This is a genomic window from Escherichia sp. MOD1-EC5950 (assembly GCF_002965345.1).
Lineage (GTDB): Bacteria > Pseudomonadota > Gammaproteobacteria > Enterobacterales > Enterobacteriaceae > Escherichia > Escherichia marmotae.
Map to the genome: position 1 here is coordinate 1 of NZ_PTSR01000023.1, position 18,816 is coordinate 18,816.

16 protein-coding genes and 1 pseudogene are annotated in these 18,816 nt (G+C 52.6%); 6 read left to right on the plus strand and 11 right to left on the minus strand.

Annotated elements, in window-relative coordinates; translation table 11 throughout:
• From BEA93_RS25795 to caiE, 5 genes are all read left to right on the plus strand, one after another.
• Positions 1-304, plus strand: a 304-nt coding sequence (locus tag BEA93_RS25795) for a hypothetical protein (protein WP_236942896.1), incomplete at its 5' end; no start/stop codon positions are given.
• A 143-nt stretch (positions 305-447) separates the two neighbouring features.
• Positions 448-1,665 carry an L-carnitine CoA-transferase gene (gene caiB, locus BEA93_RS18775; RefSeq protein ID WP_000349948.1) on the plus strand — a complete coding sequence of 406 codons (1,218 nt, stop codon included), beginning with the start codon at positions 448-450 and terminating at the stop codon, positions 1,663-1,665.
• 72 nt (positions 1,666-1,737) lie between these two features.
• Positions 1,738-3,291, plus strand: coding sequence for a crotonobetaine/carnitine-CoA ligase (gene caiC, locus BEA93_RS18780; RefSeq protein ID WP_001517723.1), 1,554 nt, complete (start codon positions 1,738-1,740; stop codon positions 3,289-3,291).
• A gap of 106 nt (positions 3,292-3,397) precedes the next feature.
• Positions 3,398-4,183, plus strand: a complete 786-nt coding sequence (gene caiD, locus BEA93_RS18785) for a crotonobetainyl-CoA hydratase (protein WP_016249597.1) — start codon at positions 3,398-3,400, stop codon at positions 4,181-4,183.
• A 5-nt stretch (positions 4,184-4,188) separates the two neighbouring features.
• Complete coding sequence (gene caiE / locus BEA93_RS18790) at positions 4,189-4,779, plus strand: carnitine operon protein CaiE (RefSeq protein WP_105224914.1); 591 nt, start codon at positions 4,189-4,191, stop codon at positions 4,777-4,779.
• A gap of 118 nt (positions 4,780-4,897) precedes the next feature.
• Here the strand turns inward: caiE and caiF are convergent, their stop codons facing one another.
• The 11 genes and pseudogenes from caiF to BEA93_RS18850 form a co-directional block, all read right to left on the minus strand.
• On the minus strand, positions 4,898-5,293 hold the full coding sequence (caiF, locus tag BEA93_RS18795; protein WP_000333133.1) for a carnitine metabolism transcriptional regulator CaiF: 396 nt from the start codon (positions 5,291-5,293) through the stop codon (positions 4,898-4,900).
• Between the two features lie 259 nt (positions 5,294-5,552).
• Entirely contained in the window at positions 5,553-8,771 is a 3,219-nt protein-coding gene (gene carB / locus BEA93_RS18805; protein WP_001126327.1) for a carbamoyl-phosphate synthase large subunit, read from the minus strand.
• Positions 8,772-8,788: 17 nt separating this feature from the next.
• Positions 8,789-9,937, minus strand: coding sequence for a glutamine-hydrolyzing carbamoyl-phosphate synthase small subunit (gene carA, locus BEA93_RS18810; protein ID WP_001517722.1), 1,149 nt, complete (start codon positions 9,935-9,937; stop codon positions 8,789-8,791).
• A gap of 456 nt (positions 9,938-10,393) precedes the next feature.
• On the minus strand, positions 10,394-11,215 hold the full coding sequence (gene dapB / locus BEA93_RS18815; protein ID WP_016249595.1) for a 4-hydroxy-tetrahydrodipicolinate reductase: 822 nt from the start codon (positions 11,213-11,215) through the stop codon (positions 10,394-10,396).
• Positions 11,216-11,381: 166 nt separating this feature from the next.
• Complete coding sequence (gene rihC / locus BEA93_RS18820; RefSeq protein WP_001517721.1) at positions 11,382-12,296, minus strand: ribonucleoside hydrolase RihC; 915 nt, start codon at positions 12,294-12,296, stop codon at positions 11,382-11,384.
• A gap of 65 nt (positions 12,297-12,361) precedes the next feature.
• Positions 12,362-13,312, minus strand: coding sequence for a 4-hydroxy-3-methylbut-2-enyl diphosphate reductase (gene ispH, locus BEA93_RS18825; RefSeq protein ID WP_105224913.1), 951 nt, complete (start codon positions 13,310-13,312; stop codon positions 12,362-12,364).
• Between the two features lies 1 nt (position 13,313).
• The gene (fkpB, locus tag BEA93_RS18830; protein WP_000004655.1) at positions 13,314-13,763 is read right to left on the minus strand and encodes an FKBP-type peptidyl-prolyl cis-trans isomerase; all 450 of its coding nucleotides are present in this window, start codon (positions 13,761-13,763) and stop codon (positions 13,314-13,316) included.
• A gap of 107 nt (positions 13,764-13,870) precedes the next feature.
• Entirely contained in the window at positions 13,871-14,365 is a 495-nt protein-coding gene (gene lspA, locus BEA93_RS18835; RefSeq protein WP_000083379.1) for a signal peptidase II, read from the minus strand.
• Positions 14,365-17,181 carry an isoleucine--tRNA ligase gene (ileS, locus tag BEA93_RS18840; protein WP_001286811.1) on the minus strand — a complete coding sequence of 939 codons (2,817 nt, stop codon included), beginning with the start codon at positions 17,179-17,181 and terminating at the stop codon, positions 14,365-14,367. Before ileS ends, lspA begins: the two co-directional genes overlap by 1 nt.
• A gap of 42 nt (positions 17,182-17,223) precedes the next feature.
• Positions 17,224-18,165, minus strand: coding sequence for a bifunctional riboflavin kinase/FAD synthetase (gene ribF, locus BEA93_RS18845; RefSeq protein WP_105224912.1), 942 nt, complete (start codon positions 18,163-18,165; stop codon positions 17,224-17,226).
• Positions 18,166-18,172: 7 nt separating this feature from the next.
• Positions 18,173-18,391 (minus strand): annotated as a pseudogene (locus tag BEA93_RS18850) (DUF2575 domain-containing protein).
• 102 nt (positions 18,392-18,493) lie between these two features.
• On the opposite strand from BEA93_RS18850, the gene rpsT reads away from it, so the two are divergent.
• A complete protein-coding gene (gene rpsT, locus BEA93_RS18855) occupies positions 18,494-18,757 on the plus strand; it encodes a 30S ribosomal protein S20 (RefSeq protein WP_001274018.1) in 264 nt (87 codons plus the stop codon).
• Positions 18,758-18,816: the final 59 nt, after the last annotated feature.

Consider the following 18,816-nt stretch of genomic DNA (forward strand, 5'->3'; position numbering starts at 1 on the left):
TTACGCCGCATCCGGCAACCGTGCGGCGATGCCTGATGCGCTTTGCTTATCAGGCCTACAGGAGCACAAATGCAGGCAGGATAAGGCGGTTACGCCGCATCCGGCAACCGTGCGGCGATGCCTGATGTGCTTCGCTTATCAGGCCTACAAGAGCACAAATTGTAGGCCGGATAAGGCGGTTACGCCGCATCCGGCAACCGTGCGGCGATGCCTGATGCGCTTCGCTTATCAGGCCTACAAGAGCACAAATGCAGGCCGGATAAGGCGGTTACGCCGCATCCGGCAACCGTGCGGCGATGCCTGATGCGCTTTGCTTATCAGGCCTACGGGAGCACAAATGCAGGCCGGATAAGGCGGTTACGCCGCATCCGGCAACCGTGCGGCGATGCCTGATGTGCTTTGCTTATCAGGCTTACAAAGGCTACACACATTTTTCAGGAGCTAATAATGGATCATCTACCGATGCCGAAATTCGGGCCGCTGGCCGGATTACGGGTTGTCTTCTCCGGTATCGAAATCGCCGGGCCGTTCGCCGGACAAATGTTCGCAGAATGGGGCGCAGAAGTTATCTGGATCGAAAACGTCGCCTGGGCCGACACCATCCGCGTTCAACCAAATTACCCGCAGCTTTCCCGCCGCAATTTGCACGCGCTGTCGTTAAATATCTTCAAAGATGAAGGCCGCGAAGCGTTTCTGAAATTAATGGAAACCACCGATATCTTCATCGAAGCCAGTAAAGGCCCGGCCTTTGCTCGCCGTGGCATTACTGATGAAGTGCTATGGCAGCACAACCCGAAACTGGTTATCGCTCACCTGTCCGGTTTTGGTCAGTATGGCACCGAGGAGTACACCAATCTTCCAGCCTATAACACCATTGCACAGGCCTTCAGTGGCTACCTGATTCAGAACGGCGATGTTGACCAGCCAATGCCTGCTTTCCCGTACACCGCTGACTACTTCTCCGGCCTGACCGCCACCACCGCGGCGCTGGCAGCACTGCATAAAGTGCGCGAAACCGGCAAAGGCGAAAGCATCGACATCGCCATGTATGAAGTGATGCTGCGCATGGGTCAGTACTTCATGATGGACTACTTCAACGGCGGCGAAATGTGCCCGCGCATGACCAAAGGGAAAGATCCCTACTACGCCGGTTGCGGTCTGTACAAATGTGCCGATGGCTACATCGTGATGGAACTGGTGGGCATTACCCAGATTGCAGAGTGCTTTAAAGATATTGGCCTCGAGCATCTGCTCGGTACACCGGAAATTCCGCAAGGCACTCAGCTTATCCACCGTATCGAATGCCCTTACGGCCCTCTGGTAGAAGAGAAACTCGATGCCTGGCTGGCGGCACACACGATAGCAGAAGTAAAAGAACGCTTTGCCGAACTGAATATCGCCTGCGCCAAAGTGCTGACCGTGCCGGAGCTGGAAAGCAATCCACAGTACGTTGCCCGCGAATCAATCACCCAGTGGCAAACGATGGATGGCCGTACCTGCAAAGGGCCGAACGTTATGCCGAAATTCAAAAATAACCCTGGCCAAATCTGGCGCGGAATGCCGTCGCACGGCATGGACACCGCTGCCATTTTGAAAACCATCGGCTACAGCGAAAACGACATTCAGGAGTTGGTCAGCAAAGGTCTGGCCAAAGTTGAGGACTAAACGCGTGGTGCTAGTTGGCTTGCCTGACTAGCACCCGCCCAATAACAAACGAACAAAATGGATAGAGGTGCAATGGATATCATTGGCGGACAACATCTACGTCAAATGTGGGACGATCTGGCGGACGTTTACGGTCATAAAACGGCGCTAATTTGTGAATCCAGCGGCGGGAACGTCAACCGGTATAGTTATCTTGAGTTAAATCAAGAAATTAACCGCACGGCAAACCTGTTTTATACGCTGGGAATTCGCAAAGGCGACAAGGTCGCGCTGCATCTCGACAACTGCCCGGAATTTATCTTTTGCTGGTTCGGGTTGGCAAAAATTGGCGCGATTATGGTGCCGATTAATGCCCGACTGCTGCGTGAAGAGAGCGCGTGGATCCTGCAAAACAGCCAGGCGTGTCTGTTGGTGACCAGTGCACAATTTTATCCTATGTATCGGCAGATTCAGCAGGAAGATGCCACGCAACTACGGCATATTTGCCTGACCGATGTGGCGCTTCCCGCTGGTGATGGTGCCAGTTCGTTTGCACAACTGAAAACTCAGCAACCTGCAACCTTGTGCTATGCACCGCCGTTATCGACCGACGATACGGCGGAAATTCTTTTTACCTCCGGTACAACCTCCCGCCCGAAAGGGGTGGTAATTACCCATTACAATCTGCGCTTCGCCGGATATTACTCCGCCTGGCAATGTGCAGTGCGTGACGATGATGTCTACCTGACGGTGATGCCTGCGTTTCATATCGATTGCCAGTGTACTGCGGCGATGGCGGCATTTTCGGCGGGTGCGACCTTTGTGCTGGTGGAAAAATACAGCGCCCGCGCCTTCTGGGGGCAAGTACAAAAGTATCGCGCCACCGTCACCGAATGTATTCCGATGATGATCCGCACCCTGATGGTACAACCACCTTCTGCGAACGATAGGCAACACTGCCTGCGGGAAGTGATGTTTTACCTCAACCTGTCAGAGCAGGAAAAAGACGCGTTTTGTGAACGCTTCGGCGTCCGCTTGCTGACGTCTTACGGGATGACAGAAACCATCGTCGGCATTATCGGCGATCGCCCCGGCGATAAGCGTCGCTGGCCGTCGATTGGTCGTGCAGGATTTTGCTACGAAGCGGAGATCCGCGACGATCACAATCGCCCACTCCCCGCGGGGGAGATTGGCGAAATCTGCATTAAAGGCGAACCAGGGAAAACCATCTTCAAAGAATATTTTCTCAATCCGCAGGCCACCGCCAGAGTCCTGGAAGCCGATGGCTGGTTGCATACCGGCGATACGGGATACCGCGACGAAGAGGGCTTTTTTTACTTCGTCGATCGTCGCTGCAATATGATCAAACGCGGTGGCGAGAATGTCTCTTGTGTAGAGCTGGAAAATATTATCTCCGCGCATCCAAAAATTCAGGACATTGTGGTCGTTGGTATTAAAGATTCTATTCGTGATGAAGCCATCAAAGCGTTTGTAGTGCTGAATGAAGGCGAAACATTGAGCGAAGAAGAATTTTTCTTCTTCTGTGAGCAGAATATGGCGAAATTTAAAGTGCCATCTTATCTGGAAATCAGAAAAGATCTGCCGCGTAACTGTTCGGGGAAAATAATCAGAAAGAATCTTAAATAAATGAAACCGCTGGAATTATCTCGCCAGCTAATAATCACACCATAAAATAATATGCATTTTTTGCAGGGCATTGTCGTCCCTGAAAAAGCAAAAATGGAGAAAAGGAATGAGTGAATCATTACATCTGACCCGCAATGGATCAATTCTGGAAATTACCCTTGACCGTCCAAAAGCTAATGCAATTGATGCTAAAACCAGCTTTGAAATGGGCGAAGCATTTCTTAATTTCCGTGACGATCCGCAATTACGCGTCGCCATTATTACCGGTGCCGGAGAAAAATTCTTTTCCGCTGGCTGGGATTTAAAAGCGGCAGCAGAAGGCGAAGCACCAGATGCTGACTTCGGCCCAGGCGGTTTTGCCGGATTAACTGAAATTTTCAATCTCGATAAACCGGTCATCGCAGCCGTGAACGGCTACGCCTTTGGCGGTGGCTTTGAACTGGCGCTGGCAGCAGATTTTATTGTTTGTGCCAATAACGCCAGTTTTGCCCTACCGGAAGCTAAACTGGGCATCGTTCCGGACAGCGGCGGCGTGCTGCGTCTGCCGAAGATCCTGCCGCCTGCTATCGTCAATGAAATGGTGATGACTGGCAGACGGATGGGCGCAGAAGAGGCGCTGCGTTGGGGGATTGTCAACCGCGTGGTTAGCCAGGCGGAGCTAATGGATAACGCCCGCGAACTGGCACAGCAACTGGTTAATAGCGCCCCGCTGGCGATTGCGGCGCTAAAAGAGATCTACCGCACCACCAGCGAAATGCCGGTCGAAGAGGCGTATCGTTTTATTCGCAGCGGCGTGTTGCAACATTACCCTGCAGTGCTACATTCGGAAGATGCCATTGAAGGGCCACTGGCGTTTGCTGAGAAGCGCGATCCAGTGTGGAAAGGGCGTTAACAACCGTGAGCTATTACGCCTTTGAAGGGGTAATTCCGGTGGTTCACCCGACGGCGTTTGTTCATCCCAGTGCAGTATTGATTGGCGATGTAATTGTGGGAGCCGGCGTTTACATCGGCCCCCTCTCCTCGCTACGCGGTGATTACGGACGGCTGATTGTACAAGCAGGAGCCAATATTCAGGATGGCTGCATCATGCACGGCTACTGCGACACTGACACCATTGTGGGGGAAAACGGTCATATCGGTCATGGTGCTATCCTGCATGGCTGTATGATTGGCCGTGATGCCCTGGTCGGGATGAACAGTGTGATTATGGATAGCGCGGTCATTGGCGAAGAAAGCATTGTTGCCGCCATGAGTTTTGTCAAAGCGGGCTTTAGCGGCGAGAAACGTCAGTTGTTGATGGGCACGCCAGCCCGTGCGGTGCGCAGCGTCAGCGATGAAGAGTTGCACTGGAAGCGGTTGAATACCAAAGAATATCAGGATTTGGTCGGGCGCTGCCATGCATCGTTACGAGAAACACAGCCGTTGAGGCAAATGGAGGAAAATCGCCCCCGTTTACAGGGGACGACGAATGTGACGCCAAAGCGGTAACATCGTCGGACGTGGCGTAAATGCCTTATCCGACCTGGCCGGAGAGCCCCCGTAGGCCAGATAAGATGCACCAGCATCGCATCCGGCAACCAGGTCTCGCGATATCCACAAGATTAAATTAACGACGCATACTCTTTGATAACATCATCTGCCACTTCTGCTCGCGGTTAAGCTCCGTGAGCGGAACGGTCGGAATACGCGGCGTCTTTCTTACGCCGACTAATTTTTCCCGGCTATTATTCCGCAGACGCGCATAAATTTGTGCATCAATCTCAACCACTTTTACTAACCGCTGACACTGACATCCCCGCCCTTCCAGCTTATTAGGGATCATCTTAACTTCGCAGCTTATTTCTGCGACCTCCGACAGAATATAAGTCAGGGTATTAATCGCCTTGCTGTGTTCAATATCGAAATGAATAGAGATCTCTCTTGCCGTCACCCACCGGTTTTCAACCATCATCCATTCGGCAATTAACAAATAGAGTGGTTTTTCAACATATCCTTCACACATACAAACTCCAGTTTCACAAATTAAAAATCTGGCTATGACTCGTTTTAAGCAATTAAACAAGGCCATATTAAAATTGTAGTTATATCGATAATATGCAACTTCACTGTTGATAAGTGTGAGCTAAATCCTGCTTACATCATCAAAAATATAGATTTCAGGAAAGATTTTCCTTATTGGTAAAAAAAACGGTTCTCATCAGAGAACCGTATTAGATATTTGATCAAAATGGCGGATAAAACATATCCGCCATGACACTCCATTATTTGATCTGCGCGTGCATTTCTTGTACCGAAATCACTTTTTCGGTCGCATCGGCATTCAGCGCCATTGCGGTAGCGAAACCGCCATTCAGGGTGGTGTCGTAATGCACTTTATATTGCAGCGCACTGCGACGAATCACGCGGGAGTCTTCAATCGCGCGACGGCCTGAAGTGGTGTTGATGATATAGGTATATTCGCCATTCTTAATACGATCCTGAATGTGCGGACGACCTTCATGCACCTTGTTAACCAGACGCGGGTTGATGCCCGCTTCACCCAGCACAATCGCTGTACCGTGGGTTGCATCCAGCTCGAAGCCCTGCTTCAGCAGTTTTGCTGCCAGGTCCACTACACGCTCTTTGTCGCCTTCGCGCACGGAGAGCAGCGCACGGCCCTGTTTCTTCATCGTGGAGTTGCTGCCCAACTGTGCTTTAGCAAACGCTTCAGCGAAGGTGCGACCAACACCCATCACTTCCCCGGTAGAGCGCATTTCTGGCCCTAACAGCGGGTCAACGCCCGGGAATTTGTTGAACGGCAGTACCACTTCTTTCACCGAGTAGTACGGCGGGATAACTTCTTTAGTCACGCCCTGCTCAGCCAGCGATTTACCTGCCATCACGCGTGCCGCCACTTTCGCCAACGGAACACCGGTGGCTTTGGAGACGAACGGAACGGTACGCGCCGCACGCGGGTTAACTTCAATCAGGTAGACTTCGTTGTTTTTCACTGCAAACTGCACGTTCATCAGGCCGCGCACCTGCAATTCGAAGGCCAGTTTCTGCACCTGCTGGCGCATTACATCCTGAATTTCCTGACTTAACGTGTATGCAGGCAGAGAACACGCTGAGTCACCGGAGTGCACACCAGCCTGCTCAATATGTTCCATAATGCCGCCAATCAGCACCATTTCGCCGTCGCAGATAGCGTCCACATCGACTTCTACCGCATCATCGAGGAAGTGATCCAGCAGCACGGGGGCATCATTGGACACGCTCACCGCGGTCTGGAAGTAACGACGCAGGTCGGCTTCGTCGTAGACGATCTCCATCGCCCGACCGCCAAGAACATAAGACGGACGCACCACCAGCGGGTAACCAATCTCTTTCGCCTTCTCAACAGCCATCTCAATAGCAGTAACGGTGGCGTTCGCCGGTTGCTTCAGTTTCAGACGGTCAACCGCGTGCTGGAAGCGTTCACGGTCTTCCGCACGGTCGATGGCATCCGGACTGGTGCCAATAACCGGTACACCAGCGGCTTCCAGCGCGCGCGCCAGTTTCAGCGGAGTCTGACCGCCGTACTGGACGATAACGCCTTTCGGTTTCTCGATGCGCACAATTTCCAGCACATCTTCCAGGGTTACCGGCTCAAAATAGAGACGGTCGGAAGTGTCGTAGTCGGTGGAGACGGTTTCCGGGTTACAGTTAACCATAATGGTCTCAAAACCGTCTTCGCGTAGCGCCAGCGAGGCGTGTACGCAGCAGTAGTCAAACTCGATACCCTGGCCGATACGGTTCGGGCCGCCGCCGAGCACCATGATTTTGTCACGCGTGGACGGATTCGCTTCGCACTCATCTTCATAGGTGGAGTACATGTACGCAGTGTCAGTCGCAAATTCTGCGGCACAGGTATCAACGCGTTTGTAGACCGGGTGCAGGTTGTACTGGTCGCGCAGTTTGCGGATTTCCGCTTCGCGCACACCTGCCAGTTTAGCCAGACGCGCATCGGCAAAACCTTTGCGTTTCAACTGGCGCAGGAAGTCAGCGTTCAGGCCAGTGATACCCACTTCTGCCACTTTCTCTTCCAGACGCACCAGCTCTTCAATTTGTACCAGGAACCAGCGGTCAATGTTGGTCAGGTTAAAGACGCCGTCTACAGACAGGCCCGCACGGAAGGCATCTGCGATGTACCAGATACGCTCTGCGCCTGCATCTTTCAGTTCACGGCGGATTTTAGTCAGGGCTTCCGGATCATCGAGGCTCACTTTCGGATCGAAACCGGTCGCGCCCACTTCCAGGCCGCGCAGGGCTTTTTGCAGCGATTCCTGCTGCGTGCGACCAATCGCCATCACTTCACCAACCGATTTCATCTGGGTGGTCAGACGGTCGTTAGCCCCGGCAAATTTCTCGAAGTTAAAGCGAGGAATTTTGGTGACCACGTAGTCAATGGACGGCTCGAAAGAGGCCGGAGTACGACCGCCGGTGATGTCGTTCATCAGTTCGTCGAGGGTGTAACCGACCGCCAGTTTCGCCGCCACTTTGGCAATCGGGAAGCCAGTGGCTTTCGACGCCAGCGCCGAAGAGCGGGATACACGCGGGTTCATTTCGATAACAATCAGACGACCGTTTTTCGGGTTAACCGCAAACTGGACGTTGGAACCGCCCGTTTCAACACCGATTTCACGCAGTACCGCCATCGAGGCGTTACGCATGATTTGATATTCTTTGTCGGTCAGCGTCTGGGCTGGCGCTACGGTAATGGAGTCACCGGTGTGGATGCCCATCGCATCGAAGTTTTCGATAGAGCAGACGATGATGCAGTTGTCGTTTTTATCACGCACCACTTCCATCTCGTACTCTTTCCAGCCAATCAGCGACTCGTCAATCAGCAGCTCTTTGGTTGGGGAGAGATCCAGACCGCGAGCGCAAATTTCTTCAAACTCTTCGCGGTTATAAGCGATACCGCCACCACTACCGCCCATAGTGAAGCTGGGGCGAATGATGCACGGGAAGCCCACGTCAGCAGCAACCGCCAGTGCTTCTTCCATTGAGTGCGCGATACCGGAACGCGCGGTTTCCAGACCGATTTTCTTCATCGCCACGTCGAAACGGCGACGGTCTTCTGCTTTATCAATCGCGTCGGCGGTGGCACCAATCATGGTTACGCCGAACTCTTCCAGTACGCCCTGGCGCTCCAGTTCCAGTGCACAGTTCAGCGCTGTCTGGCCGCCCATCGTTGGCAGAACTGCATCCGGGCGCTCTTTTTCGATAATTTTGCGTACTACTTCCCAGTGAATCGGCTCAATGTAGGTCGCATCGGCCATTTCCGGATCGGTCATAATGGTCGCCGGGTTGGAGTTCACCAGAATGACGCGGTAACCCTCTTCACGCAGGGCTTTACATGCTTGCGCGCCAGAGTAGTCAAACTCACACGCCTGGCCGATAACAATCGGGCCAGCACCCAGAATCAGGATACTTTTTATATCTGTACGTTTTGGCATGGCTCTTTTACTCCTGATTACTTAGCGGTTTTACGGTACTGCTCAATTAACTCGATAAAGTGGTCGAACAACATAGCTGCGTCGTGCGGCCCCGGGCTGGCTTCAGGGTGCCCCTGGAAGCTGAATGCCGGTTTATCGGTGCGATGAATGCCCTGTAACGTACCGTCGAACAGGGATTTATGCGTCACGCGCAGATTTGCAGGTAATGTTGCTTCGTCCACCGCAAAACCGTGGTTCTGGGCGGTAATCATCACCACATTTTTCTCAATATCTTTAACCGGATGGTTGCCGCCATGATGACCAAATTTCATTTTGACCGTCTTCGCGCCACTGGCCAGCGCCAGCAACTGATGACCGAGGCAGATGCCAAATACCGGGATGTCAGTTTCGAGGAATTTCTGGATGGCGGTAATCGCGTAATCGCATGGAGCCGGGTCGCCAGGACCGTTCGAGAGGAAGATGCCGTCCGGATTCATTTTCAGCACGTCTTCAGCAGACGTTTGCGCCGGAACGATAGTCAGGCGGCAGCCTCTGTCCACCAGCATCCGCAGGATGTTGCGCTTAGCACCGAAATCGTAGGCCACCACATGGAACGGCAGCTCGTCTTCTTTTTTCGCTTCCGGCAGGCCGCCAGCCAACGTCCAGCTCCCTTGTGTCCAGCTATAGGCTTCAGCAGTAGTCACTTCTTTTGCCAGATCCATGCCGTTCAGCCCAGGGAACGCGCGGGCTTTTTCTAACGCCAGCGCCGCATCCGGGTTATCGCCCGCGATGATGCAACCATTCTGTGCGCCTTTCTCACGCAGTAAACGCGTCAGCTTACGGGTATCGATATCGGCAATCGCCACAATGTTATGGCGTTTCAGGTAAGAAGAGAGGTCTTCGGTATTACGAAAGTTGCTGGCAATCAGCGGCAGATCGCGAATCACCAGACCTTGTGCATGTACCTGGGAGGATTCTTCATCGGCGTCATTAGTGCCGACATTACCAATATGGGGATAAGTAAGAGTAACGATTTGGCGAGAATAGGAAGGATCAGTGAGGATTTCTTGATAACCGGTCATTGAAGTATTGAAAACGACTTCCCCAACCGCCGAACCTGTTGCCCCTATGGCCCGACCGTGAAACTGGGTTCCGTCTTCCAGAACCAATAGCGCTGACTTAATCAAAACACCCTCCAGAGAATATTCACTCACTTTATTTGCATATTAATTCACAATGATGACATGAATCAATGCAAATCTGCTTACCGACGAATTTCTGGCAAACGGCGGCATTCTGGAGATATGGAAGCTAAAAGTCAACTCAATCGCGGTATTTATTATATGATTTTATGCATCACACATATTTTGATGGCATTAAGCGGCAAAAATATCATCTAACATAGTCTGGAAAACGCTTGCGCAGAGAGAAGAATGTATAAAACCAATTTCGTCAGATAAAAAGTGGACCAAACGGTCAAAATTTACATTAAAACAACAAAAATCACCAACAAAACATGATATTTTTAGCAACTCACACCAATTAACAATAATAACAATCAAAATAAAAGGGCTAAAATTTAAAGCCCTTTATAATTATAAAGTTAGATGTGTTATTTTTGCATCAACACTAATGTTTTGTTGTTATAACGCATTGAGGTTAAGCACATCTCGCATGTCAAAAATCCCACTTTCTTTGCCATTCAGCCACAAAGCCGATCTTACCGCGCCGTTAGCAAAGGTCATGCGGCTGGAAGCCTTATGCGTAATCTCCAGACGTTCGCCAATATCGGCAAACATGGCGGTATGTTCGCCAACGATGTCGCCGGCACGGACGGTGGCAAAACCAATGGTGCCTGGCACTCGTTCACCGGTATGACCTTCACGGCTGTAAACTGCGCAATCTTTCAGATCTTTGTTCAGTGCATGGGCAATCGCCTCTCCCATCGCCAGCGCAGTGCCCGACGGCGCATCCACTTTATGCCTGTGATGTGCTTCAATAATCTCGATATCCGTGTAGTCACCCATTACCTGAGCGGCTTTCTCCAGCAGCTTAAGCATCACATTAACGCCGACACTAAAGTTGGCGGCAAAGACAATCGCAATATCCCCGGCGGCATCACGAATCGCCTGCTTGCCTGCGTCATCAAAACCCGTCGTGCCAATCACCATCCCTTTGCCATGCTGGCGACAAAATGCCAGATGGTTCAGCGTGCCTTCCGGACGGGTAAAATCAATAAACACATCAAAATCATCTTTTACCGCATCCAGGCTGCTTTGTACGGTAACGCCGGTTTTTCCGGCTCCAGCCAGTTCACCGGCGTCACTGCCCAGTAAAGAAGATCCTTCACGCTCCAGCGCCGCGCCAAGCTGCACGCCCTCTAACGCCAGCGCCGCCTGAATCAACTGGCGGCCCATACGCCCACCGGCTCCCGCGATGGCAACGCGGATGTTTGCATCATGCATAGCTATTCTCTTTTGTTAATTTGCATAGACCGTTTTCAGAGTAACCAGCGCATCGCTACGCCGCCAGCCAAAAACGCCGATAATTAGAAATTAATGATAAACAGGGAGGGATATCAGTGAAAGGCATGAGTCAGTAAATGACTACATGCCGATAATATGTGACAGGTTATGGTGCCAGGGCCAGCACCTCAGCCACCCACTGTTGGAAACCTTTCACATCCAGATCCAGCGCCACCTGTACATTGGCAGGTTTACCCAGGCAACCGTCAATATCAACGACCGTAGTGCCCGAAGTAAATTCCCCCTGAGTTTCCACCGCCACAAAACAGGGTTTGAGGGTGAACAAATCCGGACGCACCAGCCAGGCGATAGCGCAGAGATCGTGCATACGCAGACCACTTTGCATACTGCCGCTGCGATAGTGGCTAAACAGGGCGTGAAGCATTTTCCCGGTACGATTCAACTCCGGCAACGTGGCGAGATAGTCTGGGGTTAATATCGCCTGATTGGTGACATCCAGACCACACATGACAATTTCAATGTCACTACGGAAGACACATGCCGCTGCTTCCGGATCGGCTGCGATATTAAACTCGGCGTTTGGCGTACAGTTGCCGCGTCCGGCGGAACCGCCCATGATCACCAGACGGCGAATATGCGGTTTGCATTCCGGACATTGTGAAAGTAACAGCGCGATATTGGTCAACGGGCCGATAGCCACCAGAGTAACGGGTTCTGGCGCACGTATCAGAGCATCACGAATAGCCAGAAATGCCGGTTTATCCAGCGGGCTTCTGTTGTGTTCAACAAAGTCGTAGCCAGCCATTCCCGATTCGCCGTGCACAGATGCCGCATTACGCGGCGCGCGTACCAGCGGTACAGCAGCGCCCTGGGCGAGCGGAATATCCACATTCCAGAAATGCAGCAGTTGCAGGGCGTTACGCGTGGTTTTCTCAACTGAGACATTACCCGCAACGGTGGTCATCAGTTGCAGGTCGAGTTCGGGAGCAAAAATCGCGGCGGCAATGGCAACGGCATCATCGATGCCGGGATCAGTATCGAGGAAAATAGGTAATCGCATGTTTTCTCCATAAAAAATGCCGGTAACAAGACCGGCATTTTCGCATAACTTAGGCTGCTAATGACTTAATCAACTTCACGAATATCCACACGCAACTCTTTCGGCACTTCGAAAACAATGTTTTCTTCGCGGCCTTCCAGCGGAATGGCTTCGCCGCCGCCAAGCTGCTGTAAACGTGCAACCACATTCTGCACCAAAATATCCGGAGCCGATGCCCCCGCAGTCACGCCGACACATTTAACGTCTTTCACCCACTCTTCCTGGATATCTGTCGCATCATCAATCAAAAACGCGCGTTTGCCCATACGCTGTGCCAGTTCCGCCAGACGATTGGAGTTTGATGAGTTTTTCGAACCAACGACCAGTACCACTTCCGCCTGCTCTGCCAGAGCGCGTACCGCTTCCTGGCGGTTGGTGGTGGCGTAACAGATGTCATCTTTGCGCGGCCCGACAATCTTCGGAAAACGTTTACGCAGCGCATCGATAACATCCGAAGTGTCATCCACCGACAGCGTGGTCTGGGTCATAAAGGAGAGTTTATCTTCGTTTTTGACCGTCAGTTTCCACACGTCGTCCGGTGACTCGACCAGATACATTCCCCCTTCCGGGTTACTGTACTGCCCCATCGTACCTTCCACTTCCGGGTGCCCGGCATGGCCAATGAGAATAGATTCTTCGCCACGACGGCTGGCGCGGGCGACTTCCATATGCACTTTGGTCACCAGCGGACAAGTTGCGTCGAATACCGTCAGATCGCGGCTTTTCGCTTCGTTGCGTACAGTCTGGGAAACACCGTGCGCGGAGAAAATCAGGATTGCGCCATCCGGCACTTCGCTGATCTGCTCAATAAAGATAGCGCCACGCTCGCGCAGGCTATCGACCACGTAGCGGTTATGCACCACTTCGTGGCGGACATAAATCGGTGCGCCGTAAATGGCCAGCGCGTTTTCAACAATGCTGATAGCGCGGTCTACCCCGGCACAAAAACCACGTGGGTTGGCCAACAGGATCTGCATGTTACGCCTCCAGTGCCGGATCGATTTCCAACACTTCAATATCAAAATGAACGGTCTGCCCGGCCAGCGGATGGTTGAAATCAACGGTAATAGAGTCGCCGTTAATCTCGCGGATCACGCCAGGCATCTCACTGCCATCCATTGCGGTAAAAAGCATTATTGCGCCAATTTCTGGCTCGCCTGCATCCATAAACTCACGGCGGGAGAAGTACTGAATCAGGTCCGGTGACGGTACGCCAAACGCCGCATCAGGCTCCAGCGAGAAGGTGGTTTTATCGCCCACTTTCAGCCCCAGCAGGTGTTGCTCCAGCCCTTCGGAAAGAGAAGCGTCGCCAAGGCGGAACAGCGCCGGTTTACCGTTGTTGCGGGTAGACTCAGCGGTGGTGCCATCGTCGAGTTTTAGCGTGAAGTGCACCAGGACGGCGCTATTGCTCTGTACAGATTCAGACATGCAGGTTTGCTCTTGTATTTTGAGGATGTTTGCCGGATGCGGCCTACGATTTCGCAGCAATCTGTAGGCCGGATAAGATGCGTCAGCATCGCATCCGGCAGGGTTTATTATTGTTTTTTCGCTTTCGAAGGCAAAAAACCTTCCAGCACAATCAGTGCCGCGCCGACACAGATGGCAGTATCAGCGAGGTTGAAGGTGGCGAAGTGCCAGTCGCCAACGTAGAAGTCGATCATATCGACCACAAAGCCGTGCCACAGGCGGTCGAACAGGTTGCCCAGCGCACCGCCAATAATCAGCGCGTAAGCAATGTTGTTCAGTTTCTGCGTGGCCTTCGAGCGATACATCATCACCGTCAGGATCACGCTAATACCAATTGCAATACCGGCAAAGAACCAACGCTGCCAGCCGCCGCTATCGGCAAGGAAACTAAACGCCGCGCCATAGTTACGCGCATAATGCAGATTAAGCGACGGGAACAGCGGAACCGTATCCCCCAGAGCAAAATTCTGGAGGATAAGGTATTTGCTGCCCAGATCGATAATCAGCACGACTACTACCAGCCACAGCCAGCGTAGCCCTGTTGAACAGATCGATTGACTCATCAGGCAAACTTACGTTTTTCACCGTCACCGGCGACGTTGCTGACACAGCGGCCGCAGATTTCTGCATGCTCCGCCACCTTGCCGACATCCTGGGTGTAGTGCCAGCAGCGTGGGCACTTCTCACCTTCGGCTTTACTCAACGCGACTTTCAGCCCTTTGAGTACTTCGCTCTGCTGAGCATCAGCAGGTGCGTTGTTATAGTCTGCAACGGTAGCGCCGGAGGTCAACAGGACAAATCGTAATTCATCGCCCAACGCGTTCAGTTTCGCTGCCAGTTCCGGTTCTGCGTACAAGGTTACTGCCGCTTCCAGCGAGCCACCCACTTTCTTGTCAGCACGCGCTTGCTCAATGACTTTGTTCACTTCGCCACGCACTTGCAGCAACTCGTCCCAGAACGCATCGTTCATCGCTTCGCTGTCAGCCAGACCAAACAGACCTTCGTACCACTCACCGGTAAAGACGTATTTTTCACGTTCGCCCGGCAGGTAACCCCACACTTCATCCGCGGTGAAGGAGAGGATCGGTGCCATCCAGCGAACCAGCGCTTCTGCGATGTGATACAGCGCAGTCTGGCAGCTACGACGCGCCACGCTATCTGCTTTGGCGGTGTACTGACGGTCTTTGATGATGTCGAGGTAGAAAGAGCCCATCTCAACGGAGCAGAAGCGCATCAGACGCTGCACCACTTCGTGGAAATCGTATGCTTCGTAAGCCTTGATGATGTCTTCCTGAGCCGCTTTCGCACAACCCACGGCCCATCTGTCCAGTACCACCATCTCTTCCGGTTTCACCATATCTTTTGCCGGATCGAAACCATTGAGGTTTGCCAGCAGGAAGCGTGCGGTGTTACGGATACGACGATAGCTGTCAGCAGCACGTTTCAGGATCTCGTCAGAAACGGCCATTTCGCCGGTGTAGTCAGTTGATGCCACCCACAGACGCAGAATATCCGCGCCAAGCTTGTTCATCACATCCTGCGGCGAAACGGTGTTGCCGATGGATTTAGACATCTTGCGACCCTGACCATCCACGGTAAAGCCGTGAGTCAGTACCTGACGATATGGCGCTTTGCCTTTCATCGCAGTGGAGATCATCAGGGAAGACATGAACCAACCACGGTGTTGGTCAGAACCTTCCAGATACATGTCCGCAGCGTGACCGGCAAATTCCGGACGCACGTCAACAACGGAAGAGTGCGTAGATCCGGAGTCAAACCATACGTCCAGCGTATCCGGCACTTTCACGTACTGGTCAGCGTCGTCACCGAGGATCTCTTTTGCATCGAGATCCCACCACGCCTGGATGCCGTCAACCTCAACGCGTTTTGCCACTTCTTCCATCAGTTCAAGGGTACGCGGATGCAGCTCTTCAGTGTCTTTGTGCACGAACAGTGACATCGGTACGCCCCAGGTACGCTGACGGGAGATACACCAGTCAGGACGGTTAGCGACCATCGACTCAATACGCGCCTGGCCCCAGTCCGGGATCCACTGCACGCCTTTGATCTCTTTCAGTGACTGCGCACGCAGACCTTTCTGATCCATGCTGACGAACCACTGTGGCGTCGCACGGAAGATGATTGGGGTTTTGTGACGCCAGCAGCACGGATAGCTGTGCTGCAGCTTCTCAACATGCAGCAGAGCGCCTTTTTCCTGCAACAGTGCAACGACAATATCGTTCGCTTTGAAGACGTTCACACCGTCTAACGTCGGGTAAGTTCCCGGCAGATAAGTACCGTCCGGGCCAACCGGGTTAGCGGTTTCCAGACCGTATTTCTGACCGATAACATAGTCGTCAGGGCCGTGGCCAGGCGCGGTGTGAACAGCACCAGTACCGGCATCCAGCGTGACGTGATCGCCAAGAATTGCCGGAACATCGAAGCCCATAAACGGATGGGTAAAGCGCAGCAGTTCCAGCTCCGCACCTTTCACCGTGCCGAGGATGGTGTATTCGGTAACGCCGATACGCTGCATCACACTTTCAACCAAATCTTTCGCAAGGATCACGGCCTGACCGTCGATCTGCACCAGCGCATAGTCGAAATCCGGTGCAATAGAGATTGCGCGGTTCGCAGGCAGGGTCCACGGCGTTGTGGTCCAGATAACCAGAGAGATCGGACCATTAACGTCAGAAACGCCAAATTTCGCTTTCAGCGCATCCTGATCGGCGGCGTGGAACGCGACGTCGATGGACGGGGAGGTTTTGTCGTAATACTCAACTTCCGCTTCCGCCAGCGCGGAACGGCAGTCTACGCACCAGTGCACCGGTTTAGCACCTTTGTGCAGATGGCCGTTGCCGATAATTTTGCCCAGCGCACGGATGATGTTGGCTTCGGTTTTGAAGTCCATAGTCAGGTACGGATGTGACCAGTCGCCCAGCACCCCCAGACGGATAAAGTCTTTGCGCTGACCATCAACCTGGGTCGCTGCATATTCGCGACACTTGGCGCGAAACTCGGCTGCGGTGAATTTCTCACCCGGCTTACCGAACTCTTGCTCTACTTTCAGCTCGATCGGCAGACCGTGACAGTCCCAACCAGGCACATACGGCGAGTCATATCCAGAAAGCCCTTTGGACTTGATGATTATGTCTTTCAGAATCTTGTTAACCGAGTGACCAATATGAATGCTGCCATTCGCATAAGGAGGGCCATCATGCAGAATGAAGGTTTTTTTGCCTTTTTTAGCCGCACGGATGATGCCGTACAGATCATCATCAGTCCAACGCGCCAGCATTCCCGGTTCGCGCTTGGCGAGGTCGCCACGCATCGGGAACCCTGTTTCCGGCAAATTCAGGGTTGATTTATAGTCACTCATCAGATTCTCGGTTCCGTATTTCGGTTTGATTACATAACAGGCTTAAGCCGGTTTTGTTAGCCCAAAAAATTCGCGGGCGGTTAATTCATCACGCGCAATCTGCGCTTTCAGTTCGTCCAGCGACGCAAATCGCTGCTCACTGCGTATTTTTTTACGCAGCACTACTTGTATATGGCGACCGTAAAGGTCCATTGCAACATCCAGAACATGCACTTCCAGTTGCTGGCGAATGCCTGCTACCGTTGGGCGCGTGCCGATGTTCGCGACGCCAGGCAACGGTTTTTCACCGAGGCCCAGCACTTCCACCGCATAAACCCCTTTCACCGGGGAAACCTGACGACGCAGCGGTACATTCGCCGTCGGGAAACCAATAGTGCGCCCTAACTCATCACCGTGGACAACACGCCCGGAGATGGCAAACGGGTGCCCCAGTAAACTTTCAGCCAGAGCCAGGTTGTCATCCGCCAGGGCCTGACGCACGGCAGTACTACTGATACGCACGCCACCTTCACAGAAAGTTTGCGTACTGGTGATGTCGAAGCCGTATTCTGCGCCAGCTTTCTGTAATAACAAGAAATCGCCTTCACGACCAGCGCCAAAGCGGAAATCATCACCCACAGCAAGAAATTTTACCCGCAACTGCTTCACCAGTAGATCGCTGATAAAATTTTGCGCCGTCAGCGCCGCAAAGCGCCTGTCAAAACGCACGCACAGCACGTAATCTACGCCACACTCGGCAAGATAACGCAGTTTTTCCCGCAGCCGGGTCAGGCGTGCCGGGGCTTTGTCGGTGGCAAACAGTTCCAGTGGTTGAGGCTCAAAAATCATCACCATCACCGGTAAGTTGCGCCTGTGCCCTTCTTCCTGCAAGCCCTGCAACAGCGCGCGATGACCGCGATGCACGCCGTCGAAATTACCAATAGTCAGCACACACCCTTCTTGCGGGGCCTGGCTGAGATTATGTATGCCGCGTATCAGCTTCATGTCTGGCTCAAAACAGTGAAAATCGTCCGAGTATACCTTGTACAGCGGTCAAGGTTAACCGGCGATTGAGTACTGAAATTAGAAAGAAGTGGCTTTTCATTGCCATGGCGCAAATCACGGTAAGAAACTAACGGCCTGCTGCAATTTTTCTCGCGGAAAAGCTGTATTCACACCCTGCAAGCTGGTAGAATCCTGCGCCATCACTACGCAACGAGCGCTGCCATATTAACGGCGCTTATTTGCACAAATCCATTGACAAAAGAAGGCTAAAAGGGCATATTCCTCGGCCTTTGAATTGTCCATATAGAACACATTTGGGAGTTGGACCTTGGCTAATATCAAATCAGCTAAGAAGCGCGCCATTCAGTCTGAAAAGGCTCGTAAGCACAACGCAAGCCGTCGCTCTATGATGCGTACTTTCATCAAGAAAGTATACGCAGCTATCGAAGCTGGCGACAAAGCTGCTGCACTGAAAGCATTTAACGAAATGCAACCGATCGTGGACCGTCAGGCTGCTAAAGGTCTGATCCACAAAAACAAAGCTGCACGTCATAAGGCTAACCTGGCTGCACAGATCAACAAACTGGCTTAATCGCCTTTTGTTGTCAGCTTTGTAAAAAAACCCGCGCAAGCGGGTTTTTTTATGCCAAC

What these genes read in the sequence shown, in the direction of transcription:
- caiB (WP_000349948.1), top strand. Translation starts at nt 448, where the DNA reads ATGGATCATCTACCGATGCCGAAATTCGGGCCGCTGGCCGGATTACGG.
- caiC (WP_001517723.1), top strand. Translation starts at nt 1,738, where the DNA reads ATGGATATCATTGGCGGACAACATCTACGTCAAATGTGGGACGATCTG.
- caiD (WP_016249597.1), top strand. Translation starts at nt 3,398, where the DNA reads ATGAGTGAATCATTACATCTGACCCGCAATGGATCAATTCTGGAAATT.
- caiF (WP_000333133.1), bottom strand. Translation starts at nt 5,293, where the DNA reads ATGTGTGAAGGATATGTTGAAAAACCACTCTATTTGTTAATTGCCGAA.
- carB (WP_001126327.1), bottom strand. Translation starts at nt 8,771, where the DNA reads ATGCCAAAACGTACAGATATAAAAAGTATCCTGATTCTGGGTGCTGGC.
- dapB (WP_016249595.1), bottom strand. Translation starts at nt 11,215, where the DNA reads ATGCATGATGCAAACATCCGCGTTGCCATCGCGGGAGCCGGTGGGCGT.
- rihC (WP_001517721.1), bottom strand. Translation starts at nt 12,296, where the DNA reads ATGCGATTACCTATTTTCCTCGATACTGATCCCGGCATCGATGATGCC.
- ispH (WP_105224913.1), bottom strand. Translation starts at nt 13,312, where the DNA reads ATGCAGATCCTGTTGGCCAACCCACGTGGTTTTTGTGCCGGGGTAGAC.
- fkpB (WP_000004655.1), bottom strand. Translation starts at nt 13,763, where the DNA reads ATGTCTGAATCTGTACAGAGCAATAGCGCCGTCCTGGTGCACTTCACG.
- lspA (WP_000083379.1), bottom strand. Translation starts at nt 14,365, where the DNA reads ATGAGTCAATCGATCTGTTCAACAGGGCTACGCTGGCTGTGGCTGGTA.
- ileS (WP_001286811.1), bottom strand. Translation starts at nt 17,181, where the DNA reads ATGAGTGACTATAAATCAACCCTGAATTTGCCGGAAACAGGGTTCCCG.
- ribF (WP_105224912.1), bottom strand. Translation starts at nt 18,165, where the DNA reads ATGAAGCTGATACGCGGCATACATAATCTCAGCCAGGCCCCGCAAGAA.